Here is a 21,172-nt window from a genome sequence, read left to right as displayed (position 1 = left end):
AACTGCCGAAAGTGGAGAGCTCGCGCCACGAAATGGCGGTGCCTGTTTCGTGGCGCGGTGCTCTATGCTCTCCAGCAACTCGGCACACGACAAGGAATGACGATGCAATTCGACTGGCACTCAGGACCGATCACTAGATCCACCCCAATCGACCAAAACTATAGGAACACGCAGAACGTGCGGCGATTCCTCGCTGCCGAATGCGGCGATGGCTTCAGGTTTGATCGCGCACTCATGGCGTGGATAAAGAGTGGCGGGCCGTCGACAGTCGGTGATATCGCAGACCAATGGTCCCGTTTGCAACGATGATCATGCACAGATGCTTGCGGCGCGGTCAGCGAATCATGTCGGTGAAACTGCGTGGCAGCATCCGGGCGACGTTGCCTCTGGCGTAGATCACGAAGAACAGCACGCACAGCATCACGAGCGTGAGCGGCGGCTGGACCACGGCGGAGAACTGGTTGAAGTTCACGGCGACCCGGTAGGCCTCGGCGGCGTTGGCACCTGCGAACGCTGCGGCAATCGCGCCGATCAGCTTGCGGTGTTTGGCGGTTCCGCTCTGATACCCAGCCACCACCAGAAATATCAGCAGGTGGCAGGTGCCTCGCGTACCCAGCAGAACATCAGGGATCACGCTGTCGAGCCAGATGGCGACGGCGTTTACCCATTGCAGAAATTCATTCATCGCGCTTTCCTCGTTTGAGGAAGGCCGGCAGGAACCCCTTTGCGAAGGTTGCGAACCAGTCTACCCAGTCAGGACGCGGCCCGCCGTCTGCCCAGCGCTTCAGCGATCCGAACACCCAGGATGCAAGCGCGGATGCAACACAGGCCAGGAAAGCGGCCGCCCCGTTGTAGGACAGCAGGTTGAGCATCATGATTCCGAAGATGTAACCGATGATGCAGGAGCCCAGGGCGTAGAAGACGCGGGTACTCCACGGCAATGCAGCGGATGCGCCCAGGAAGAAGCAGCAGCCGCCAATCGCAGCCAGCGCCATGCCGTGATCGAACGAGAACAGGTAAGCGAGCGTCACCCCTCCACCGGTTGCCACACCGCTTACGAGTGCGGCAGGTATTGCTTCTGCACTCATAAGCACTCCGTGGGGCGGTGGGTTGGGTTGAGGGTCACCATGATGCGGGGCTGTCCCACTCAAGCCCGGTCATGCGGGCGAATACGGCGAAGGTGATGACGCTCACCCCAGCGGTGAGGCAAAGCGTCATGATGCGCTCGGTGACTCGATGGGTTTCTTCACCGGTCCTTTTGAGGCCCTGAATCACCATCAGCACGCCCAGGAACACGTTGGCGCTGATGTCGCGATTCATGAGGTAGCTGAGCACCGCCATGGCAAAGGCGAAGATGCTCCAGCAAAGGGAACGAGTCATCGTCTCTCCAGGTGCAAATGAGTCCCTCGCGATTTGTGCATTGCAAGCAAGAGGCATGGAGGGCATTTGGGAAATCGTGGGCGTAAAAAACCCGCACGGACGCGGGCTTTAGGATTGTTGGCAGAAGGGATACCTAACGGTATCCCCCTGTGGAGGTATCTAGCTCATTTCCGGCCACTCAGCTCAAGCCGACCATCACAGCTGATAAGAGCAAGCAGCTTTCTACCCTCCGCATCAACCGGCACCATCCACCAGTTCGTAGTGGAATCGTATTTGGCTGATTCTACCAATTGGTACTTCCCAACCATGTCTGGGTTGTTACGCGTGTAGTAGCTGTCTAACGAAGACTTGAAGAAAGATTCGCTTCCTCCATCAGCGCAGCTTCCCGCGTCTTTTTCGCCGCAGGCCGTAAGCAGCAGGGTGGATGCCATCAATGGCAGTAGCAAAAATTTCTTCATTAGAGGTTACCGGGTACCAGTTAGGGTTAGCTCCTGAGAGCCCTGAAAGCGGATGTAGTAATCAGTGTGACCGAATACGTCGCCCATCCCGCGTAGAAAGGTTGTCAATGCCTCTTGGAGCCACGGGCGTTTGTTGGGATCGGCGTCGAACTTATCATCATTCAATGTGTACGACCCACTAAACGAGTAAGTGCCATCAGGATTTACCGTCAGCGAACCTGTGATGTTCCCCGAGACGCGTCCAACGGTCAATGCGACTGGTAGGTCAGAAGGGTGCTTGAAAGTATTGATGCTGAAAGGCTCATTGGCCAGCGGGTAAACACCTGGCCCATTCGCAGAATTCGACAGGATCGCTTGGATCGGTTGTACCTCGGAGGCGTCGAATGCGAGATTAAGCGATCCGACATGGATATTTCGCTCCCTACCCTCGCCGAATATCCAGTAGCCCACTGCAGAAAAGGGCATAAATGGACCGTACAGATCAATCGGATGTTCTTTGAACGCGTCCCGCCATGCATTGGTGTACAGATTGGCGAGGATGAACTGCCCGTAAGCCCCTTGAAGGCTTTGTCCGTCTACGGTGTATTTGCCGTGCGCAACCCCGCCTGCGCCTACGTAATTAGCTCCATAGCAATGAAGCGCAAATTGGTCCTTGAGCATCAAAAGTGACTGGCCGCTCAGACCTTTGCAGACCTCCTCCATTAGCTTATGTCCGTCGCCCTCCGCTGCGGCAGCCCACACGGCAGGGCCGTTCATCACATAGGCTTCTGCTGCCAATGGAATGCCGTAGATCTCACGTACATACGCTGGCGTGCTGTCAAAAGCACTGTCCCAATTGCCGTCAAACGTATAAGTGGGCGCGTTTCCATAAATAACGGTTGCTGGAAGTTCGATCGCCATCAGATCACCTCTTGAGTGGAATGAATGTCTGCGGAGAATTCCGCTTTCATGTCGCTCAGAGGCGATAGCTTGAGGCTCGGGGCCTTCACATGATTCAACGTCCCGCATCGGGAGCACTTGATCTGGAGCTCGGTCTTCCCGCCCACTCGGGCAAGAAGTTTTTTGCACTGTCCACATCTGAAGTCTTTCAACATCTGCAAAGCCTTATCGTTTTCTGCTAGGCTCCGCCCCGCTCGCGCGAGCAGTGAGGGCCTTGGCTGGCTTGCAGGCTACATCTGCGGTCTGGTGGCTCCCTTGGGTGTTGCTGCACCCGCTGGAGCCGCCCTTTCTTTCGTGTAACAAAAAAGCCCCGATCTGTGTCGGGGCTTTGTTTTTCCTCAGACACAAAAAAGCCCTGCGGTTAGGCCGGGCTTTATCGTGTCTACTTAGGCATGTAACCCGCCTACATGCAGGCAAGGCTTGTTAATTTTTACAGAACACCTGCGGCGGCGCAGCGGGCGTTTGGGCTAGGGGGATTACCACAGAGGTGCCAGGTAGAGGCATAAGTTCAATAACCTCGAAGATGCACATAACCGGTGGCGCGCCATTATTATTTGGTGCCGGACCGACCCCGACCAATGCTTCGTAGTCTTTACCTGGTTTCAGCTTGTACACGAGCGCTTGGGCCCCGCAGGACCATCGGAGCGTGCCATACCCGCCAATGCTGGCTCCCCGAGTTGCGATTTGAAATGGCTGATCGGCTCGAACGCGGTACTCAGCTACTACCTCTTTGTGTGCGCCTTCAGCCATTCGACTTCCAGGCACGTACTCAGCAAGAGGCGGCGCAACCCTTTTCGGCATCCCAAGGCTCGGCGGCTTCAGGGGATACTGCGGATAACTGATGTTCGCCTCTCCGTCCCGGGAAAAGCGCCCGGCTTCCGCCATTTGATGACGGACAGCGGGAGCACAACTGCCGACGATGCTATCCCCATAAACCGTGGAATTCGTAATAACGCGAACGCGCGCGTACGCTTCCGACGGGGCAGGCTCTTCGTAGGGGACAGAAGGTATCCCCGAACAACCAGAAAGAGCTGCGCCACAAAAAACTATGAATGTACCAACCCGCATGACCACGTCCTTATGTACCGATAACTCCAAAAAAAACCCGACGCTAAAGGCCGGGTTTTTGTTCACTCCTAAACGCGCAGGAATGACAGGATGGGGCGATATTGGCTCATTGGATCATCTGCCGTCAAGCGACATTTGCCACTAAAAGGCCTTCATGCTCTAAAATGTGCTGCGCCTCGGTCAAGGCCAGGTCAATCGCGCCCTCAAGACCCTTGCGAATATCCCTCCTCCACCGCTCCTGCTTCTTGACCGGATGCGGCTCGTCGCTCCAGTTGTCCATTTCGTACCATGCCGCAGGGAGAACATCTGTACTCCTCTTGCCGTCGACGCCAGCAAGCTTGGGCATTGCCCACGTCACGATTGCGCAATGACGGAAACGCTCGGGCGCTGGCGAGCGGTAGCGCTTGGTAATTTCGGTGATCGCCGCGTGCTTGCGGTCGGAATGCGTGGAGTACTTCGCCACCAGCACGCGCCAGTGCTCAGGGCTCAGGTTCTTGTGCAGCCGGCTGAACACCATGCAGTCGGTGAGGAATGCAGCCTCCTTGCCGACGATCTCGCCCTTGAGCTTGGACGCCTGAACCTTTGGCTCGAAATCGCACCCGCCCGCGCTGTTGATGGTTTCGGCCGCCAGGGCGCGCACTACTGCTGAAATCACGTTGCGATAGATCATGCTGCTTGCTCCTTCAATTCTCGGGTCTTCGCCCTGTAATGCGCCGTGATGGCCTTGAGTTCTTCGACCGTGTACTTCTTCACGGACTGGTCCGCTTCCAGCTCCTCGACAGCCTGAAGGCCGATGCGGGCGATCAGGCCGACCCGGTAGTCCACGGCGTTCCCGGACAGAAAGCGGTTGTCCTGCTTGCTCTGTGCGTGACAGTTGCGTTCATCGAAGCGCAAGTGCGGCGCAGCACCGACGCTGCGATAGTGGCCGGCATCTGTCTGGTTACCGGACCAGTCCAGAGGGCGACCGCTGGAAATGCACGGATGACCGGCGGCCTGGTCGCGGGCGCGGATGAACTGGTTGAACGCGATCTGAGCATCACGCAGATGCTCTCCCCTGCTCTTCAGCCTCTCCTTGCGCACCTTGATCTCGCGGCGTTCGACGTCAGCCAGAGCCTTGCGGGCTTTCTGCTGATGCCTTGGCGCATCGAGGATCGCGCAGGCCGGACTGCATACAGACTGACCTAGGCGCTGCGGGACGAATGTTGTCCGGCACTCCGGCACACGGCACCTTTTCGGCTTCGGGGTCTTCACTGCCTGTACTGCCTGGCGCATTACGACTGCCCCCATTGGAATTGGAGGCAGAGCTCTGGCTGTTGGTAGGCCTGAGCCATGAACCTGGTAAAGCGATTGGCGGCCCGATTGAGGCCCTTTGCAAACTCAGTCATAGCGGCCGCTCCAGTGATCCTTGGCCGTCCACCGAACGCCGTGCTCACCGCCGAACGCCTCGATCCAGTCCAGCAACTCAGCGCACTGCTTCACGCTGAGCTTGCTGGTGCGCTCGTACACGACATCGAAGCCGTGGCCGTCGAGTGCTGGGATCGTCTGCGGGCGTTCGCCAGCCTCACGCAGCCAGGCGGCCGTCAGTAGGCGTTTCCAGATCAGCACGTCCCACTTCTTGCCTGCGTGCTCGACCTGTCTTGCGATATCGGTCAGGCGCGCATGCAGGAGCTTGTTCTGCTCGCTGCTGCGGTCCAGATCCTTGATGACGATCTTCTTGGGCTTGTCGAAGTTGGTCCCATGCAAAACACCCAACAAGCGGCTGGTGTCGTCCCGGCTGCGCATCACGAACTCGGTCATGGATTCAGCCTCCAGTTGATGTTGTTGGAGCCGTTGCTATCCGCGACTACGTAGCCCTGCTTCTCCATACGGCGCAGAGTTTTCCGCGTCTGCTGGCAGGTCATACCCAGCCGGCGGCCAACGTAACCCGTAGTGGTCGCGCAGCTGTCGGAGAGGATGTAAGCGGCGCTTGAGTACAGAAAACGCTCGTTGGTGGTCACCGCCAGCTGGCGATAATCTGCTTCGAGGCGCGCTTCAAAAATCTGAATGATCGTTTCTTCGCTCATTGCGCAGCTCCCTTGCCCATGTGTGATTGGCGACCCTTCCGCAGCTCGGCGAGCGCTTTATTCCCGATCTCAGGCGTCATGCGCCCGTCGGCCCGGCTGGGCAGCGCGAGCGGGATGTTCCGCAGCGGCTTGCCGTCCAGGACCATGCGGATGGTGATGTCGTAGTTGCGGTCGAACAGCTTGCGGCTGGCGTCGGTGGACAACCGGCTCAGCGCGTGGAAGCCTGATTGAGACGCAGCGTGGTATACGGCTTGGTGTGACCATTGGCGGCTACCGACCATGCACGGGTGAGCATTCGCCACTGCTTCGGCGTAGGCAGCGTCGTGGGACGGTATGCCGAGCATTTCAGGCGTTGGCTGGCACAGGGCGATGAACTCACCAGCACTCGGCGCGAAAGGCTTTTGTAACTTGCGGCAGTTCTCGATGCCGTAGCGGATCTGCTCGATCTGGTTGATGCCCTGGGCCATGAACGCTTTGATCCAGCTGCGCTTGGCGGCTTTGAGCGTGTCGTCATCCGGCCATGCCTGTTTCCACGCCGGGAAGATGGCTCTCAGCTCGCGGAACAGCGTGTTCACCACTTGCGCGGTCCCGGCGTCGATCTTGCGCGGCGCAGTCTCCACTGCGGGCAGGTTGCCCATGTTTGCCATCAGTTCGTTGACTGGCCTCATCAGAGCACCCCCAGATCGGTCGACCAGGACGTGTCGTCGAAGTCTGGGCCGTTGGCCTGGCGGATAGGGAACGGTCGCACGTTCGATCCGGCCAAGGTCGCGCAGTCCCGCTTGACCCACTTCACCAGCAGGCTTGCCCACGCTTGAGGCGTCTCAAAACGGCCAGACGCGGCGTAGTGGCAGACAAACGCGCCGATGGCTTCATGGGTGAACAGGGACGTAGCCAGACCCATGCGCGTGGCGTAAGCGGCCAGCACGCGATCATCAGGCGTCCAGTCCAGGGTCATTTCACACGGGGCTTTTGGGTCTGCCGAATTTTCAGCGCCCTCGCGTAGTGTGTTGTGTTGATCTTCTCTTCTCTTCTCTTCTCTAGGTAACGCACTAGTAACGCTGGCAGCGTTACCTTTGGTCTTGTGAGAAGCGACACGTTTAGCCGTGAGAGCCCGGTTCTTGGCCGTCTTGCCGTTGTGCCGGTCAAAGTGCGGCAGGCTGATGAAGCCGTCTTCTTCCTCCATCCAGCCGACGGATTTCATCAAATCGCAGAAGCCGGTAACGCCTACGGAACGGTCGAGCAACTTTTTGCTAACGCTCGGAGCGTTACCACTCTCTGTCTGTTGATCGAACCAGCCCCACACGCGCATCAGTTTTCCCACCACGGCATCCGGATCGATGGCGGCAAGATCCGCCAGCTGGCACACCTCCGGCTTATCCATCGTGGTGAGTTCGAATTTGATCCAGTCGCCAGCCATCACGCGACCCCCTTAAGTGCTTTGTCATGGGTGTGAAGGCCGTTCCAGTTCTTTTTCATGGGCAGCTCGCCTGCCAGATAGAGCTCGTACAGGCGAACAGCGCCCTTGCGCAGCAGGACTGGCGTATAGGAAATAAAGGGGTCTTTGCCGTGTGGCGTTACTTCGTGCTGGTGCTCCGTCATGTACTTGTCGCGGGCGTACGAAGCCACACGCCAGCGCAGGCCGGTCTTGCTTTCGTTGTAGAGCCAGCTCCGCCCTTCAAGGAAGTTGCCGATCTGCATGACGTTGACGCCGTTCAGGCCTTTGCAGAACTGAGGGGCACTCATGCCTTCCTTGAACAGGTTCTCCAGGTGCTCAATCTTCGTGGCCTGGACCTCGACCTGGACGGTCAGCAGCACTCGGGCCTTCTCGGATTCCAAAGCCATCTGGAGGATTTCAAGCGTGCTGAGCTCTTTGGGACCTGCCAGCGCGTTGAGCTTGGCGACTACCGAGCGGCGCACCGCCTTGGACTCGCGCATCGATACCAGCATGCACTGGTCGCGGGTCAGCATCAGACCTTCTGAAGCCGGACCACGCGGATTCCTTACTACGAAAGTTTCGTAGTATTCGCCTTCCAGCTCGTCGCGGCAGCGAGCAGTGAAATCAGCGCGGCGAACCTCGCTCTCGCCAAATTCGTGCCGGGCAGCGTTGACCATTTCCAGAAGGTCAAAGCTGCTCATCGAATCTGTGCGCGCCACGTTTTCAAAGCTGCCATTTTGTGGCGCGGCCCGGCTCAGGGCCTGTACATCATTGTTCAAGGTATGCATAATCGGCCTCACAAAGTGTTTACTCCTGCTGTTCTGAAAAAGCCCGGTTGCCGCCGGGCTTTTTTGTGCCTGCGATTTGGCGGTCTTGCTATTCAAGGGATTCATCAGTCCCTCCCCCTCCCTTTTCAGGGACTCCCGAGTCCCTTGCGGGCTCTCGTCTTGTTACTGGCAGATGCCGGATCTTCCCGGCACCCTTTGGCCTGGTCTTTTCAAAGATGCGTTCGCTTCCAAGCTTTGCGGCGTACTGACCTGGCGTCATTCCTGCTGCCTTCGCCAACCGTTCAAGCTTTTCGTAGAGCCGCCTCTCGATGCCGTGGCATATCGTGGTTTCAGGCACTGCGGGCCTCCTTCCGGACTTCAAGCCGATTGCTGGGTAACGCTAAGATCTTGCTCAACGATGCTTTCCAGTTTTTCTTCCACGCACATCCGCACAAACACAGCCAGTTGCAGCTTGTGCAGGCGCGCTACGGCTTTCAGCGCTTCGTAGGTCTCGTCGTCATACCGAGACTTGATCTCGCGGTCCTTCAGGTGGCGAGGTTCGTCGTACATTTGTTGCTCCTGTTGCGGTTGAAGTGGGTGAAATGAATTGGGCGGCATGCTTACGCGGCTTGGCTTTTCTGCTCGGCCTTCAGCGCACCGCCCGTGATCCGCTCGATCTGGTACTGGCGCAGCTCCGGAACCTCGGCCCATTGGCGGACGGCCTCGTACGTAACGGACAGGGCTTTTGCCAGGGCAGAGACAGAGCCGAAATGCTGGATTGCTTGTGTTTTGGTCATGCCGACCTCCTTTGCGTTGTTCATATTCAAGCATGCTTGTGTTTACAAGGCAAGCATGCTTGACAAGCTCTCTTGTAGATTGCCCGCATGAAAATTACCGACCGAATTCAACAGCTGGTTTTGTCTCGCAAGCCGGAGATAAGCGCACGCAGCTTCAAGCGGGACATTGCTACCACCTGCAATGTGAGCTACGAGGCAGTGCGCCAATGGTTTGCAGGCGACACAGGCAACATCAAGAATGAAAACCTGATCGCGATCGCCGAAGGCTACGATACGACCGTGGATTGGCTGCTTTCCGGAAAGGGAGAGGCGCCGCGCCGCAAGGCATCCGCCGCGGCCAAGTCGTCGGCCGATATCGTCAAGCAGATGCTCGCCAAGCACGGCAAGAACCTCCCCGAAGAAGCACGCCAAGGCATCGCCGCCGCAGTGGCCGAAACGGCATCACTGCAGATACCGGCTCTGCTTCCAGCAGAAGGCCCAGGCATCGAGAGGGGCGAGATCCTGATTCCCCAGTACGACGTCCGGGCGTCGATGGGGCACGGCCAGGTGCCGTCGGACTATCAGCATGTAATCCGGAATCTGATCGTCCGAGAGGAGCTGCTTAAGGATAAGGGCGTGTCGTACACCTCCGCCTCTGCCCTGGCTGTGATTACGGGCTGGGGCCAGAGCATGGAAGGCACGATCAACGACAAGGACCCGGTGATCGTCGACCGGGGCGTCACTGAGTACAGCGGGGAAGGTATCTATGTGCTCACCTGGCACACTGATCTGCTCATCAAGCGCGTGCAGCGTAAGGACGAGGACCACTTCTGGCTGATCTCGGACAACCCCAAGAACAAGGACCTGGAGGCGCGCATGGATGATGTAACGATCCACGCCAAGGTGCTGTTGGTCTGGAATGCAAAGAAGGTCTGAGGCTTGGCGAGGCCAAGGTATCCACTCCTTCCATCTGCAATGTTAAAGTGATGGCTCACCACATGGAGCAGTAAAATGAGTGCATCGGATAAAGTAGCGACCGGGATCGGTGTTTTGCTTTTGCCCATCAACATTGCGCTGGGCATTGCCCAGATCCTGGCAATCTACGGCGGCATCCAGCACTGGCTTGATTGGCACTGGTTCTTCAGCTCGCTCGTTGCCACAATTCTCGTTTTCGTTCTGCGCGTTAACCTTCTGAACTGTGTGATTGGCGTAATGGGTGCGCATTACGCATGGCATTGGTCATGGCCCGCCTCCATAGCACTGTTCTTCGGTATGTTTGCGCTGACCATAGTGATTGCGCTTATCGCAGGCGCTGCAGATAAGGCCTTCCGCTGGTAATCCCGGTAAGTCGGCCAACCAATGAAGCCCGCCGCCAAGCGGGCTTTTTTGTGGGCTCAGAACGGGGCTTCAGCGCCAAGCGTCTCGATTCTTTCTACTCGCGCAAATTCGTCATCCGCTACCGGATGGTCGTAATCGCTCTGCGCTTCCCACCTCAACGTCACTGACCCGTCGTCATTGAAGGTCATGTCGATCTCGTCCGTTTCCGCAAGAACGCCCATCACCTCCTCCCACTCCCGCTCACCATCTGTATCAAGCCGATGGACCGTCACCCATCGCTGCGTCTGCGCAATTGGGTGATTGATCATCGACGACACCCGAAGGCCTAAGCGCTCCAATCCTGTCATTTCCTTCCGAGCAACTTCTTTACTACTGCCCTTCTCTGCCACAAACACCTCCATTTTCCAGACTGTATATCCGTACAGTACAAAAAATAAATACAAGCTTGCTTGCATTCAAATAACAAGCATGCTTTTATAGATGCAAGCCGACTTGCACATGAAACACAAGCGCAGGGCGGACAGGGCCTCAAGAAGCCCGCCGCTCTTTAACAACCAGCGCAACACACAACAGACCGCACTGCCTCTACCGGCGACCGGCGATCAGACAGCCCCGAAAGGCTGCCCACGACAGGGACAACCCTGTACGGCTGACGATGGTGAAACGCCAGAACCGAGAGAACGACCCGGCAAGCAGTGCGCCCCGCCATCCCGGCGGTAATGAGGGAAAGATTTCACTGGCTGGCCTTGGCGACAGGGCCAGACGGGAAATCAACCCGGAGACGCAGCATGAGCGTACAGAGCAACACCTATCTACTGGTTGGCGTGATGCTGCCCTACGACCACTTCGACGACGTTCACGACGACCCGTATGAGGTGCTGGAGCCGTACACAGACAGCGCATACAAGGGTATTGAGCACCACAACGGTCTGTGCGTGCTTTACGACGGAATGGGCGGCAGTCACATCGCCATCGGTCGCGTACTGGCCAAGTCCGACGATCAGAACGGCAACTACGGTTTCAATGCGCCAATTGACGCTACGACCGCGATGACGCCGGAGCTGCAGGCCGAGGTGGCAAAGCTGGTCCAGCAGCAGTTCAACTTCGCGCCCGATGTGCGCGCCTGGATTCTCACCCACTACCGCTAAACCTCCGTCCACCCCTGCGGAGGAAAGACAACCAGCGCCACGTCAGCCTGACGCTAACTGCCCGATCCTCTCAACGAGAGCGCATCGGGGTGTGATCTACCCGGCGGGCACGTCGGGTTCCAGAAATGGTCGAGGGACTTCGTCCCGGTAGGCGATCACACCCCGATGCGGAAGACTTCTGCACCGCGCAACGCGGCCCCCTGCATCAACACTACCCCAACCAATACGACCGCATCGGCGGGTGCCAGGCTGGCTATTCACGCCCAGCTTGGTCCCTGTGTGCCTGGCATCCGACCAATGCGGTTTACGCCCTGGAGGCGACCATGTCTCGACACGCCACAGCCAAGCGCTTCATCGAGCGGGCGCTGGCTGAACACCCAACTGCGCCCTTCCCTGATATGACAGCCGCTGCGTTCCAGATGGCTGTCGAGCTGGCCTACGCCCAGGGCGACATCAGTTGCGCAGAGCATTCCAGTTACACCGAGATGTACCACAGCCTGTTCGGCCTCCAGCCGGTAGGCCGGTGCGCATGAATGATCTAGAGCGGTATCAGGACAGCTACCAAGGCATTCAATCGGTTCGGCGGCTTGAGCAGCGCCTGGACCAGTACGGAAACCCCGTGCGGGACTTCGCCGAGTTCGTCCATGAATACGACAGCCCTGCCGAACTCGCCGCGCGCCGTGACCGCGATGCGGCGTACCGAAAGAACCTGGCGCAACGCATCAGCTGCGCAATCGCCAAGATGGAAACGATCTGCCCGCCACCAGGAGGCTGCGCATGACCACGCCTATTCACAAGTCGCTGGTTAACGACCAGCTCGAAGAGATCAGCGCCCACGACCTGCGCACCGCTTACCGGCTCGCAGAGCAGCGGGGCTATTACGGCCCTCCCGTCGAGCAGTACGCCGAGCCCGGCTACCGGGGACGGGTGCTGCAGGTACTGCGCTTTCGAGTGCAGCAGCAGGTGTCGTCATGAGCAGCCCTCGCCTTGCAGCCCAGCTCGACTGGATGACGGTCGGTGCCTTCTCGCCTGATAGATACCAAGGCGATGAGCGCAAAGAGTACGAAGCAGAACAAGCCCGCCTTGAGCGGGAATGGGACAACCAACCGAACTGAGGAAACATCATGTTCAAGAAAGCCGAACGCAAGCAGGCCAAGCTACGGCTGGCACTTGCCGGGCCATCTGGATCGGGCAAGACCTACTCCGCCCTGCTCATGGCAAAAGGGCTGGGAGGCCGCATCGCGGTGATCGACACCGAGCAAGGCAGCGCCTCGCTGTACTCCGACATCGCGGACTTTGACGTGCTGGAGCTGCAGGCGCCCTTCACACCTGAACGGTACGTCGAGGCCATCACTGCGGCGGAGACCGCCGGCTACAGCGTCCTCATCATCGACAGCTACTCGCATGAGTGGACTGGCCCGGGCGGATGCCTTGAAGCGAACGAGAAGCTGGCTCACCAGAAATTCAAGGGCAACACCTGGGCCGCATGGAACGAGACCACGCCTCGGCACCGGCAGCTCACCAACAAGATCCTGACCAGCTCCCTCCACGTTATCTGCACGATGCGCAGCAAGACAGAGACGGTCCAAGGCGAAGGCAAAAAGATCCTGAAGCTTGGCATGAAGTCCGAGCAGCGCGATGGCACCGATTACGAATTCACGGTCGTGCTGGACCTTACCCACGACGCGCACACGGCGCTCGCCAGCAAGGACCGGACGAAGCTGTTCGATGAGCCCGAACTGATTAGCGAGGAGACGGGCCGCAAGCTTCTGGCCTGGCTCAACGCCGGTGTCAGCCCGGAATCGCGAGCCAAGGAGCTGCTGGTGGGCGCTATCGCAGATATCTCCAGCGCCTCGGACATGTCCGCGCTGCAAGCGGCATTCAATGCGGCAAAAGCAATCGCCATCGGGTTCGATGACCTGGTGCAGCAGGTGGTTGCCGCCAAGGACAAGCGCAAAGCTGAACTCACCCCACTGGAGCAAGCGTCATGAGAGGCGTCAATAAAGTCATCCTGGTAGGCACCTGCGGCCAGGACCCCGAAGTGCGTTACATGCCCAACGGCAACGCAGTCACCAACCTGAGCTTGGCTACCAGCGAGCAATGGACGGACAAGCAGTCGGGTCAGAAAGTCGAGAAAACCGAATGGCACCGCGTCTCGCTGTTCGGCAAGGTCGCGGAAATCGCCGACGAGTATCTGCGCAAAGGCTCTCAGGTCTACATCGAAGGCAAGCTTCAGACCCGCGAATGGGAGAAAGACGGCATCAAGCGCTACACCACGGAAATTCTGGTGGACATGCAGGGCACGATGCAGCTACTCGGCGGGCGCCCGCTGGATGGCGGACAGCAGCAACAGCCCGCCCGGCAGTCAGCGCCGCGCCAGCAGCAGCAACGCGTGGCTCCACAGCAGAATCAACGATCAGCGCCGCCGGATAACTTCGACGACTTTGACTCGGACATCCCGTTTTGAGGCGCATCAGCAACCGGGTCCGCACACGGCGGCGGGCCGAACAACTCCACATCCCAGCGAGCGGTATCCACCATGCAAGCAGCTGCGATAACCAGAAGCCACACCAACCACCGATGCGGACCCAGCCATCACCGATCAAGGCTCACGACTGAGCAGGTCGCTGAAATGCGCGCGATCTACGACAGCGGTGGCGTCGGTTACGGCTACCTGGCCGAGATATTCAACTGCGGAGCGTCCACCGCCCGCGACATCGTTTTACGCAGGACCAGATGGAGCGGCTGACATGGCCATGACCCAGCAAGAGCGGAACGAGCGAACTGTGCTCAAGCGGCAGAAGGCAGGCGAGGAAGAGCTGAGGCTACGGGTTCGCCCGGGCACGAAGCAGGCGCTGGCCGAGCTGATGCAGTGGGCGGACATCGAGGAACAGGGCGAGGCGCTGACGTTGATGATTCATCATCTGCATGCGCTTGGACCGGGCGGCGCGCTGCCGCTGCTGGAGGTTCCGCGCCACGAAATCAGTGTGTCGCCAGTTGTGGTGCAGAAATTAGAGCTGGCCTATCGGCGCGAGGAATTGCGGATAGGCCGCGACGAGTAGCTAGATCTTCCAAGTCGTCTGCAAGTGCTCAAGATACGAGCTGGCTTCTGTTTTATATTCGTTACCGCTCGCGTTTCGCTCGCTCATTACTGAGGCTTTGGCGTCATCGAAAAGCTCAGTGGTAGACAGGCTGGACCTGTTCTTCTTAATCAATGTAAGTACCAGATGCTCTAGCGCATCGATTTGTGCCTGCTGACTCATTTCTCACTCCTTGATCCGGCTCCATGCCGGGCATCCTTAATACCCCATCCCAAACCAATTTGCCACCATCCGGTATCGGAGGGCGGCGCCTACCTGGAGATTTCCATGAAGGAACAAGAGCGCGCCACTCTGATTGCTCGCGTAGCTGAGGATCTGGCCCATCACCAGTACACCCAACTGGTAAACGAAAACGGTGTTGAGGTATGGCGCTGCAAGCAACCTGGAACCCGAAACTACCACTTCGATATCTGCGTAACCGCCTATGGCATTTCGATGTTCGGCGATATCGACGGCCTGATCTGGAATGTCGGGACCGATTACGGCATCAACTTCTTGCGTCATCAGAGCGACGGCTATCTTCATGGCAAGCTGGAAAGCGACTGCAAGCGCGAAGTGATCGACTTCGACAGCATCCGGGAGACAGTCTGCAGCTGCATCGTGGCTCGAATCGAGGAAGAGCTCGACAGTGACGAGATTCCCGGATGGATGACCTCGATTACGGACGATACAACCGAGGCGCAGGCGGAAGAACTCGCCGAGTGGATGCGAGAGCGCGTCAGAGCTGACGATGATCGCCTGCCGTTCGATGAGCTTATTGACGTCATCGAAGACGTCGAGCGCTTCGCCGATGGTCGCGACAGCGAAATCGTGTTGGCCTACGACTTCTTGCAACAGCATGAAGAATTGATCGGCGGCAGCGACCTCTGGGAAACGCGGATCAGCAAGCCCTGCCCGAACCTGATGGCTCGCCTGTTCTACGTGCGACACGCGGCCAACGCCATCATGGCGATCAAAGAACAAGCCGCAGCAGCCTGACCACCTCCCCACTTCAACGAATCACGCCAGCCCGGCAGCGACCGCGGCTGCCTGGAGTAATGCATGAACCCTTACCGCATGCGCGGCACGACGGTCGTCAGCTTCAGCGGAGGCCGGACTAGCGCCTATATGCTGCGCCAGGTGCTGGATAACAACAGCGACCTGGGCGACCTGATTGTGACTTTTGCCAACACCGGCAAGGAACACCCGGCCACACTGGACTTCGTTAACGAGTGCGCCCAACGCTGGAAGGTGCCGATCATCTGGCTGGAGTACCGCGACGACGAGCGCGGCTTCGCGATGGTCACTTATGAAACGGCCAGCCGCGACGGTGAGCCGTTCGAAGCGTTGATCCGCAAGCGCAGCTACTTGCCGAACCCTGTGACCAGGTTCTGCACGATCGACTTAAAGATTCGCGTCATCCACAAATACCTGCGCATGATCGGCTGCTCAACCGAGGAAACACCGGTGGACATGATGACCGGCATCCGGGCGGACGAGCCCAGGCGGGTTGCGAAGATCCGGCACCGCAAGACCACCACCGAAAGCAAGCACGCAACGATGGTCATGCCGCTGGCGGATGCCAACGTCGGCGTGCAACAGATCGGCGAGTTCTGGAATGCCCAGCCGTTTGACCTGGAGCTGCCGACGATCAATGGCCGCACCCTGGAAGGGAACTGCGACCTGTGCTTCCTCAAGGGGGCAAAGCAGGTCTACTCGATCATAGCCAGCGACCGCAGCAAGGCGGAATGGTGGGCTCGAATGGAACGCACTGCGGTCCAGAGCACCACAGCCACAAGTGACGGCGCCCTCTTCCGCTTTGACCGGCCTAGCTATCAGCAGATGCTCGATTACTCGGACACGCAGTTCGATATTTTCGCCGATCATGACGAAGCGATCGCCTGCTTCTGCGGCGACTAAGAGCCAGCCCGCACCCCTTCCCATTCCACGATATCGCTGTTGATAACGGGAACTTCCACGCCGCCGCGGCGCTGCTCTTCAATCCATTGCTGCATGGCAACTGTATGGACCCACCTGGCCTTCTCCCACATCCGGACGACCGTTCCTGTGATGCGGTAACGACCGCAGTCCTCACAGACCAGCTCCTCATAGTCACCTGCCGGCTCAAGCCGCTCGGCTTTCTTATTGCACACGAAACATTCCATAACCGTCTCCTTTGATATTGCCGGACTATAACGGCGGACTATTCCCATGACCACAGCAATCGACCTGTTCGCCGGACTCGGCGGATGGAGCACCGGCGCGCGCGCCGCAGGCGTCCAGGTTCTCTGGGCCGCCAACCACTGGCCCGTTGCCGTTGAATGGCACAGCGCCAACCACCCCGACACGCAGCATATCTGCCAAGACCTGCACCAGGCTCGCTGGGAAGATGTGCCCGCGCATGACCTGCTGCTGGCCTCGCCCTGCTGCCAGGGTCATTCGAAGGCCCGCGGCAAGGCATCCGGTAACCCGCAGCATGATTCGAGCCGGTCCACGGCCTGGGCAGTCGTTTCGGCGCTGGAGTTTCACCGGCCCGAAGCGGCACTGGTAGAGAACGTACCGGAGTTCACCGAATGGGCGCTCTACCCTGCATGGGTCGCAGCGGTTCAGGCGCTGGGCTACCAGGTCGCGCCGCACGTCGTGGATTGCGCCGACCTCGGCGTCCCGCAGCACCGGGTGCGTCTGTTCCTGGTGCTGACCCGAAGCCGCGCCCCGCTGATGCTTGAGCTGCACAAACGTCAGCATGTGCCGGCCGCCAGCTTTCTGGACTTCGGCGCTGGCAAGTGGTCGGCCATCGACAAGCCAGGCCGCGCGCAGGCCACGCTCGACCGAGTGCGCAACGGCCGCGAGCGCTTCGGCGATCAGTTCATCATGCCCTACTACGGCAAAGGATCCGGGCTGACCGGGCGGGACATGAATCGCCCAATCGGCACCATCACGACGCTGGACCGCTGGGCGCTCGTACGCGGCAGCGAGATGCGAATGCTCAGCGCGAACGAAGCGTTGGCCGCTCAGACGTTTCCGCTCGACACCTTACGCCCGGACAGCCACCGCCAGACGATGCACATGGCTGGAAACGCGGTCCCGCCGCTGGCCGGACAGCGCGTAATTGAAGCGCTGATGGCGGCCGCATGACGGTCGTCCGTCTTGCTCAGCTCGCCCGGCGACGATTTAGAACGCCTGCGGCCAGAAGAGCCACGCCAGGCAGAAGTAGCCCGATGGCTGTCCACCCGAACGCTTCCTGACCCGATGCGCCGATCGCAGCAAAGGCACAGCCGATCGCAACCAAAGGTACGCCGGCGAAGTAAAAAGGCTTGTTGGCACTCTTGCCCATAACTGATCCTCCTGATGGTCAAGTATTAAACCATAACAGCCTGCCAGTGAGCGGCTGGCGGAGGCATGCCCATCATGGAGCGCCCACTACCGTGACTGATATCTCTCCGCATGGCGAGAGCTCTGAGAGGCCATCAACGGCGCTGGCAGTTGGGAAGCCAACCCGTGGGTCTGGGTTGTTGAATTCCAGCGGAACTCCTGACCCGGCGGGACGTGCGGGGAGCTGATGGCCTCCTCGCGAGTGAGCCTCATTCGTCGCCTGCGCGGACATTTTTCGATCCAATGATCGACGTGCATACGGCACTCAGTCGCCAACGCGGTTAAGGCTTCCTCGCGATCAACAAAGCTTTGCCGCTCGCAAACAAAAAGCACTCGGGTGCCGCCGCTCTCATCAAACAGTTTCAGCTCGCTGAGGACGCCCTCAGGTACGTATAGCAAGCGCAACTCTATCTGGACGCCGCGGTAAACCGCGAACATCACCGGTGAATTCCTGAACATAGCGATGCCCTGAAACTGACTGAATTCTTCAGGTATAGCCCACGCGCCATCATGATGCCAGCATCACAAGCATGGCACTCGTCGGACATCAGTCAGCCCTATGCATACTCAGCCCCAAGTGAGGATGCCTTCGACGCTGAACAGAATCTGCCCTCGGCTCGTTACTCCAATACCCCCTTCAAGCTTGCCCAGATATTGGTCATGCGCTGAGTAAACAGCGCCTCGAACAATCCTGAATACAACGGCGTTGTCGGACCAAACGAGCCCGTGCTCGTCGACATAGCCCAGTTCGATTCCGTTTCGGCCGAACACTCGGTTACCGGTTTTGACTACTTCCATGGACTGCTGCTCCTTCCGTGTCCAGGCACTGCGTACCGCGTGACTCAATGTCGAGGTGCCTTCGCTCAAAAACGATTCAATAGCGTTACAAGTTTACATCGACTTTCCAATGGCGCCAGGCAAATGCCCCGGTGTCGCCGACCGCTGACCATCCTCACCAAATGCCTCCGCTTAGCGGAGAGCGGAGCTATGCCAATGGCAAATAAAAGCGCAGCCCTGGTAGCGCCGATCCTGCCCCGGTTCATTCGGGCGGGAGAGGCCTACGGGTATCTCGGCATGTGCCGGGATGAATTCAACAAGACCGTGCGCCCGAACGTGCGGGAATTCCCGATCGGGAAACAGGGCATCGGGTTCGACCGCCTGGAGCTGGATGCGTGGGCAGATGCCTACGTCGAGGCCAAGGCGATTGAAAAGGTAAGCAATCAGGACAACAATCGGCGGCGCAGCGAGCGCCATGGCGATGCCACAGGAGTAACACCATGGCCCAAAAGGCAATCACCGGCCTCCAGAAAATGCCGAACGGCATCTGGAAAATCGACAAGAAATACCGAGGAGAGCGAATTCAGGAAAGTACTGGAACTAGTGACCGGGCGGAAGCCGAGCAGTACCTGATCCACCTGCTGGAGAAGCTACGCCAGCGCAAAGTGTATGGCGTTCGGCAGGTCCGGACCTGGCGGGAGGCGTCGATCCGCTTCCTGCTGGAAGTGAAGAACCAGCCATCAATCCATATTTCAGCCACTTACATGGCACAGCTCGACCCGTTTATTGGGCATCTGCCGATCACCCACGTCGACGACGATGCGCTGGCCCCCTACATCCGATCCAAGCTGGAACCGGAAAACGGCAAGCCGGTCACGAACCGAACTGTGAACATCGCGCTGCAACGCGTTATCAGGGTTCTGAATTTGTGTGCCAGGAAGTGGCGGGATGAGGAGCGGCGGCCGTGGCTTGACGTGGTGCCGATGATCTCGCTGCTCGATGAGAAGACGAACTGTCGCAAGCCCTACCCTTTGTCGTGGGAAGAGCAATCGATTCTGTTCGCCGAGCTGCCGTCACATCTCCAGACCATGGCGATGTTCAAGGTCAATACCGGCTGCCGTGAGCAGGAAGTGTGCAAGCTGCAATGGGACTGGGAGATCGCGGTACCGGAACTGGGAACCAGTGTGTTCCTGATCCCTGCGGGGTTTGGCGGCCGAAGCGAGAAAGCCGGCGTGAAGAACCGGGACGAGCGCTTGGTGGTGTTGAACGACGTGGCCAAGTCGGTAATCGAGCAGCAGCGCGGCAAGCATCCGCTGTTCGTGTTTCCGTTTGGAATGCCAGATGGCGAGGGTAATGCATCGACCGTTCACCGCATGAACGACTCAGCCTGGAGGAAGGCGCGGACAAGGGCGGCGAAGAAGTGGCAGGAGAAGTACTTGAGGCCGGCGCACGACGGGTTCGCGAGAATCCGTATCCATGACCTCAAGCATTCATTCGGAAGAAGGCTGCGCGCCGCAGGCGTGACCGAGGAAGACCGGAAAGCTTTGCTCGGGCACAAGAACGGCAGCATCACCAGCCACTACTCGGCAGCAGAGTTGGATCAGCTGATCGCAGCGGCCAACAAGGTATCAGTAACCGACTCGCGCGCACCAGCGCTGACGATTCTGAAGAGGAGGCAGGTATAGTGAAAAACCCCAGGGTCACTCGAAAAGTCACTAGGGCAGAAACAACAAAGCCACCCGAAGGTGGCTAAGTCACTGAAATATATGGTCGGGACGGAGTGATTCGAACACTCGACCCCTAGCACCCCATGCTAGTGCGCTACCGGACTGCGCTACGCCCCGACTAGGCGTGTAACTCTGCTTCGCAACTTGCGAAAGCGATGAGGAATATACCCTAAGCTTTTGAATTATGGAAGTATCTGTGTAATTCAGGTCCGGAGTACGACCAGCACATCTTCCAGCTCGGCAATCATCTGCCTGATCATTTGCTTGTACTGCTGGGCATCATCCTTGGTCTCTCCGCTGGAAAGCCGCAAACGGGCGCCACCAATGGTAAAGCCCTGCTCGTAAAGCAGACCGCGGATCTGCCGGATCATCATGACGTCCTGTCGCTGATAATACCGGCGGTTTCCGCGTCGCTTGACGGGGTTGAGCTGAGGAAATTCCTGCTCCCAATAGCGCAGAACGTGCGGTTTTACCGCGCAGAGCTCGCTGACCTCACCGATGGTGAAGTAGCGTTTGCCCGGGATGGGGGGCAGCTCGTCGTTATGACTTGGTTCCAGCATAAGCCTCAACTCGGGCCTTCAACTTCTGCCCTGGACGAAAGGTGACCACACGGCGAGCGGTGATCGGGATCTCTTCACCGGTCTTGGGATTCCTCCCAGGCCGCTGGCGTTTATCTCGCAGGTCGAAGTTGCCGAAACCGGACAACTTGACCTGCTCGTTATCTTCCAGAGCGTGCCTGATTTCCTCAAAGAACAGCTCGACCAATTCCTTGGCTTCTCGTTTATTCAGGCCCAGCTCTTCGTACAGACGTTCGGCCATCTCAGCTTTCGTCAGAGCCCCCATA

The 21,172-nt window shown here is 58.7% G+C and carries 39 protein-coding genes and 1 tRNA gene; 16 read left to right on the top strand and 24 right to left on the bottom strand.

Annotated features, from left to right (window positions below; all coding sequences use genetic code 11):
* Nucleotides 1-96 precede the first annotated feature (96 nt).
* Nucleotides 97-309, top strand: coding sequence for a DUF6434 domain-containing protein (locus J3P77_RS09635; protein WP_434681340.1), 213 nt, complete (start codon nt 97-99; stop codon nt 307-309).
* Between the two features lie 25 nt (nt 310-334).
* On the opposite strand, the gene J3P77_RS09630 is transcribed toward J3P77_RS09635, so the two are convergent.
* The 16 genes from J3P77_RS09630 to J3P77_RS09555 form a co-directional block, all read right to left on the bottom strand.
* On the bottom strand, nt 335-685 hold the full coding sequence (locus tag J3P77_RS09630; RefSeq protein WP_434681338.1) for a phage holin family protein: 351 nt from the start codon (nt 683-685) through the stop codon (nt 335-337).
* A complete protein-coding gene (locus tag J3P77_RS09625; protein ID WP_434681337.1) occupies nt 678-1,088 on the bottom strand; it encodes a hypothetical protein in 411 nt (136 codons plus the stop codon). The genes J3P77_RS09630 and J3P77_RS09625 overlap by 8 nt, the downstream gene beginning before the upstream one ends.
* Nucleotides 1,089-1,122: 34 nt before the next feature.
* Nucleotides 1,123-1,380 (bottom strand): hypothetical protein, encoded by a 258-nt coding sequence (locus J3P77_RS09620; RefSeq protein ID WP_434681336.1) that lies wholly within the window; start codon nt 1,378-1,380, stop codon nt 1,123-1,125.
* A gap of 164 nt (nt 1,381-1,544) precedes the next feature.
* Nucleotides 1,545-1,838, bottom strand: coding sequence for a hypothetical protein (locus J3P77_RS09615; RefSeq protein WP_434681334.1), 294 nt, complete (start codon nt 1,836-1,838; stop codon nt 1,545-1,547).
* A gap of 6 nt (nt 1,839-1,844) precedes the next feature.
* Nucleotides 1,845-2,738, bottom strand: a complete 894-nt coding sequence (locus J3P77_RS09610; RefSeq protein ID WP_434681333.1) for a lipid II-degrading bacteriocin — start codon at nt 2,736-2,738, stop codon at nt 1,845-1,847.
* Nucleotides 2,738-2,932 carry a zinc finger domain-containing protein gene (locus J3P77_RS09605; protein WP_434681331.1) on the bottom strand — a complete coding sequence of 65 codons (195 nt, stop codon included), beginning with the start codon at nt 2,930-2,932 and terminating at the stop codon, nt 2,738-2,740. Before J3P77_RS09605 ends, J3P77_RS09610 begins: the two co-directional genes overlap by 1 nt.
* Before the next feature lie 1,037 nt (nt 2,933-3,969).
* Nucleotides 3,970-4,515, bottom strand: a complete 546-nt coding sequence (locus J3P77_RS09600) for a hypothetical protein (RefSeq protein WP_434681330.1) — start codon at nt 4,513-4,515, stop codon at nt 3,970-3,972.
* Nucleotides 4,512-5,117 (bottom strand): recombination protein NinG, encoded by a 606-nt coding sequence (locus J3P77_RS09595; RefSeq protein WP_434681328.1) that lies wholly within the window; start codon nt 5,115-5,117, stop codon nt 4,512-4,514. The genes J3P77_RS09600 and J3P77_RS09595 overlap by 4 nt, the downstream gene beginning before the upstream one ends.
* A gap of 105 nt (nt 5,118-5,222) precedes the next feature.
* Nucleotides 5,223-5,642, bottom strand: a complete 420-nt coding sequence (locus tag J3P77_RS09590; RefSeq protein WP_434681327.1) for a recombination protein NinB — start codon at nt 5,640-5,642, stop codon at nt 5,223-5,225.
* Nucleotides 5,639-5,908, bottom strand: coding sequence for a hypothetical protein (locus J3P77_RS09585; protein ID WP_434681326.1), 270 nt, complete (start codon nt 5,906-5,908; stop codon nt 5,639-5,641). Before J3P77_RS09585 ends, J3P77_RS09590 begins: the two co-directional genes overlap by 4 nt.
* Entirely contained in the window at nt 5,905-6,546 is a 642-nt protein-coding gene (locus tag J3P77_RS09580) for a replication protein P (protein WP_434681325.1), read from the bottom strand. The genes J3P77_RS09585 and J3P77_RS09580 overlap by 4 nt, the downstream gene beginning before the upstream one ends.
* A 29-nt stretch (nt 6,547-6,575) precedes the next feature.
* Entirely contained in the window at nt 6,576-7,325 is a 750-nt protein-coding gene (locus tag J3P77_RS09575) for a DnaT-like ssDNA-binding domain-containing protein (protein ID WP_434681323.1), read from the bottom strand.
* Nucleotides 7,325-8,131: a transporter gene (locus J3P77_RS09570; protein ID WP_434681322.1), complete on the bottom strand. Its 807-nt coding sequence runs from the start codon at nt 8,129-8,131 to the stop codon at nt 7,325-7,327. Before J3P77_RS09570 ends, J3P77_RS09575 begins: the two co-directional genes overlap by 1 nt.
* 88 nt (nt 8,132-8,219) lie before the next feature.
* Nucleotides 8,220-8,468 (bottom strand): hypothetical protein, encoded by a 249-nt coding sequence (locus tag J3P77_RS09565; RefSeq protein ID WP_434681321.1) that lies wholly within the window; start codon nt 8,466-8,468, stop codon nt 8,220-8,222.
* Nucleotides 8,469-8,488: 20 nt separating this feature from the next.
* A complete protein-coding gene (locus J3P77_RS09560) occupies nt 8,489-8,680 on the bottom strand; it encodes a hypothetical protein (RefSeq protein ID WP_434681320.1) in 192 nt (63 codons plus the stop codon).
* Nucleotides 8,681-8,730: 50 nt separating this feature from the next.
* On the bottom strand, nt 8,731-8,907 hold the full coding sequence (locus J3P77_RS09555) for a Cro/CI family transcriptional regulator (RefSeq protein ID WP_434681319.1): 177 nt from the start codon (nt 8,905-8,907) through the stop codon (nt 8,731-8,733).
* An 87-nt stretch (nt 8,908-8,994) separates the two neighbouring features.
* On the opposite strand from J3P77_RS09555, the gene J3P77_RS09550 reads away from it, so the two are divergent.
* Complete coding sequence (locus tag J3P77_RS09550) at nt 8,995-9,822, top strand: XRE family transcriptional regulator (RefSeq protein ID WP_434681318.1); 828 nt, start codon at nt 8,995-8,997, stop codon at nt 9,820-9,822.
* 75 nt (nt 9,823-9,897) lie between these two features.
* Complete coding sequence (locus tag J3P77_RS09545; protein ID WP_434681316.1) at nt 9,898-10,224, top strand: hypothetical protein; 327 nt, start codon at nt 9,898-9,900, stop codon at nt 10,222-10,224.
* Nucleotides 10,225-10,280: 56 nt separating this feature from the next.
* Here J3P77_RS09545 and J3P77_RS09540 read toward each other — a convergent pair whose 3' ends face one another.
* A complete protein-coding gene (locus J3P77_RS09540) occupies nt 10,281-10,625 on the bottom strand; it encodes a DUF1654 domain-containing protein (protein ID WP_434681943.1) in 345 nt (114 codons plus the stop codon).
* Between the two features lie 387 nt (nt 10,626-11,012).
* On the opposite strand from J3P77_RS09540, the gene J3P77_RS09535 reads away from it, so the two are divergent.
* From J3P77_RS09535 to J3P77_RS09500, 8 genes are all read left to right on the top strand, one after another.
* Nucleotides 11,013-11,372 (top strand): hypothetical protein, encoded by a 360-nt coding sequence (locus J3P77_RS09535; RefSeq protein WP_434681315.1) that lies wholly within the window; start codon nt 11,013-11,015, stop codon nt 11,370-11,372.
* Nucleotides 11,373-11,695: 323 nt separating this feature from the next.
* Nucleotides 11,696-11,905 carry a hypothetical protein gene (locus J3P77_RS09530; protein WP_434681314.1) on the top strand — a complete coding sequence of 70 codons (210 nt, stop codon included), beginning with the start codon at nt 11,696-11,698 and terminating at the stop codon, nt 11,903-11,905.
* A complete protein-coding gene (locus J3P77_RS09525) occupies nt 11,902-12,153 on the top strand; it encodes a hypothetical protein (protein ID WP_434681312.1) in 252 nt (83 codons plus the stop codon). Before J3P77_RS09530 ends, J3P77_RS09525 begins: the two co-directional genes overlap by 4 nt.
* Nucleotides 12,150-12,347 carry a hypothetical protein gene (locus J3P77_RS09520; RefSeq protein ID WP_434681310.1) on the top strand — a complete coding sequence of 66 codons (198 nt, stop codon included), beginning with the start codon at nt 12,150-12,152 and terminating at the stop codon, nt 12,345-12,347. The genes J3P77_RS09525 and J3P77_RS09520 overlap by 4 nt, the downstream gene beginning before the upstream one ends.
* Nucleotides 12,344-12,487, top strand: a complete 144-nt coding sequence (locus tag J3P77_RS09515; protein WP_434681309.1) for a hypothetical protein — start codon at nt 12,344-12,346, stop codon at nt 12,485-12,487. Before J3P77_RS09520 ends, J3P77_RS09515 begins: the two co-directional genes overlap by 4 nt.
* A 9-nt stretch (nt 12,488-12,496) precedes the next feature.
* Nucleotides 12,497-13,363: an ATP-binding protein gene (locus tag J3P77_RS09510; protein WP_434681308.1), complete on the top strand. Its 867-nt coding sequence runs from the start codon at nt 12,497-12,499 to the stop codon at nt 13,361-13,363.
* Nucleotides 13,360-13,839, top strand: a complete 480-nt coding sequence (locus J3P77_RS09505) for a single-stranded DNA-binding protein (RefSeq protein ID WP_434681305.1) — start codon at nt 13,360-13,362, stop codon at nt 13,837-13,839. The genes J3P77_RS09510 and J3P77_RS09505 overlap by 4 nt, the downstream gene beginning before the upstream one ends.
* A gap of 283 nt (nt 13,840-14,122) precedes the next feature.
* Nucleotides 14,123-14,434: a hypothetical protein gene (locus J3P77_RS09500; protein WP_434681304.1), complete on the top strand. Its 312-nt coding sequence runs from the start codon at nt 14,123-14,125 to the stop codon at nt 14,432-14,434.
* Here the strand turns inward: J3P77_RS09500 and J3P77_RS09495 are convergent, their stop codons facing one another.
* The gene (locus tag J3P77_RS09495; protein WP_434681303.1) at nt 14,435-14,635 is read right to left on the bottom strand and encodes a hypothetical protein; all 201 of its coding nucleotides are present in this window, start codon (nt 14,633-14,635) and stop codon (nt 14,435-14,437) included.
* Nucleotides 14,636-14,740: 105 nt separating this feature from the next.
* Between J3P77_RS09495 and J3P77_RS09490 the strand changes: the two genes are divergently transcribed.
* Complete coding sequence (locus J3P77_RS09490; RefSeq protein WP_434681302.1) at nt 14,741-15,451, top strand: hypothetical protein; 711 nt, start codon at nt 14,741-14,743, stop codon at nt 15,449-15,451.
* A 63-nt stretch (nt 15,452-15,514) separates the two neighbouring features.
* Nucleotides 15,515-16,372, top strand: a complete 858-nt coding sequence (locus J3P77_RS09485) for a phosphoadenosine phosphosulfate reductase family protein (RefSeq protein ID WP_434681301.1) — start codon at nt 15,515-15,517, stop codon at nt 16,370-16,372.
* On the opposite strand, the gene J3P77_RS09480 is transcribed toward J3P77_RS09485, so the two are convergent.
* Complete coding sequence (locus J3P77_RS09480; RefSeq protein WP_434681300.1) at nt 16,369-16,617, bottom strand: hypothetical protein; 249 nt, start codon at nt 16,615-16,617, stop codon at nt 16,369-16,371. The two genes, J3P77_RS09485 and J3P77_RS09480, sit on opposite strands and share 4 nt — an antisense overlap.
* 46 nt (nt 16,618-16,663) lie before the next feature.
* On the opposite strand from J3P77_RS09480, the gene J3P77_RS09475 reads away from it, so the two are divergent.
* On the top strand, nt 16,664-17,587 hold the full coding sequence (locus tag J3P77_RS09475; protein WP_434681299.1) for a DNA cytosine methyltransferase: 924 nt from the start codon (nt 16,664-16,666) through the stop codon (nt 17,585-17,587).
* Between the two features lie 16 nt (nt 17,588-17,603).
* Here J3P77_RS09475 and J3P77_RS09470 read toward each other — a convergent pair whose 3' ends face one another.
* Nucleotides 17,604-17,786, bottom strand: coding sequence for a hypothetical protein (locus tag J3P77_RS09470; protein WP_434681298.1), 183 nt, complete (start codon nt 17,784-17,786; stop codon nt 17,604-17,606).
* A gap of 605 nt (nt 17,787-18,391) precedes the next feature.
* The gene (locus J3P77_RS09465) at nt 18,392-18,622 is read right to left on the bottom strand and encodes a hypothetical protein (protein ID WP_434681297.1); all 231 of its coding nucleotides are present in this window, start codon (nt 18,620-18,622) and stop codon (nt 18,392-18,394) included.
* A 195-nt stretch (nt 18,623-18,817) separates the two neighbouring features.
* Here J3P77_RS09465 and J3P77_RS09460 point away from each other — a divergent pair, with 195 nt between their 5' ends.
* Together J3P77_RS09460 and J3P77_RS09455 are read left to right on the top strand one after the other, a co-directional pair.
* Complete coding sequence (locus J3P77_RS09460; protein ID WP_434681296.1) at nt 18,818-19,234, top strand: hypothetical protein; 417 nt, start codon at nt 18,818-18,820, stop codon at nt 19,232-19,234.
* Nucleotides 19,135-20,286 (top strand): tyrosine-type recombinase/integrase, encoded by a 1,152-nt coding sequence (locus J3P77_RS09455; protein ID WP_434681942.1) that lies wholly within the window; start codon nt 19,135-19,137, stop codon nt 20,284-20,286. The genes J3P77_RS09460 and J3P77_RS09455 overlap by 100 nt, the downstream gene beginning before the upstream one ends.
* An 82-nt stretch (nt 20,287-20,368) precedes the next feature.
* Here J3P77_RS09455 and J3P77_RS09450 read toward each other — a convergent pair.
* From J3P77_RS09450 to ihfA, 3 genes are all read right to left on the bottom strand, one after another.
* A tRNA-Pro gene (locus J3P77_RS09450) sits at nt 20,369-20,445 on the bottom strand.
* An 86-nt stretch (nt 20,446-20,531) separates the two neighbouring features.
* Nucleotides 20,532-20,888 (bottom strand): MerR family transcriptional regulator, encoded by a 357-nt coding sequence (locus J3P77_RS09445; protein WP_434681295.1) that lies wholly within the window; start codon nt 20,886-20,888, stop codon nt 20,532-20,534.
* On the bottom strand, nt 20,869-21,171 hold the full coding sequence (gene ihfA / locus J3P77_RS09440) for an integration host factor subunit alpha (protein ID WP_002553164.1): 303 nt from the start codon (nt 21,169-21,171) through the stop codon (nt 20,869-20,871). The genes J3P77_RS09445 and ihfA overlap by 20 nt, the downstream gene beginning before the upstream one ends.
* Nucleotide 21,172: the final 1 nt, after the last annotated feature.

It is taken from the genome of Pseudomonas sp. R1-18 (genome assembly GCF_051132095.1).
Taxonomy (GTDB): domain Bacteria; phylum Pseudomonadota; class Gammaproteobacteria; order Pseudomonadales; family Pseudomonadaceae; genus Aquipseudomonas.
The sequence above is the reverse complement of the archived record's forward strand: the minus strand, read 5'-3'. Positions and strand labels throughout refer to the sequence as shown.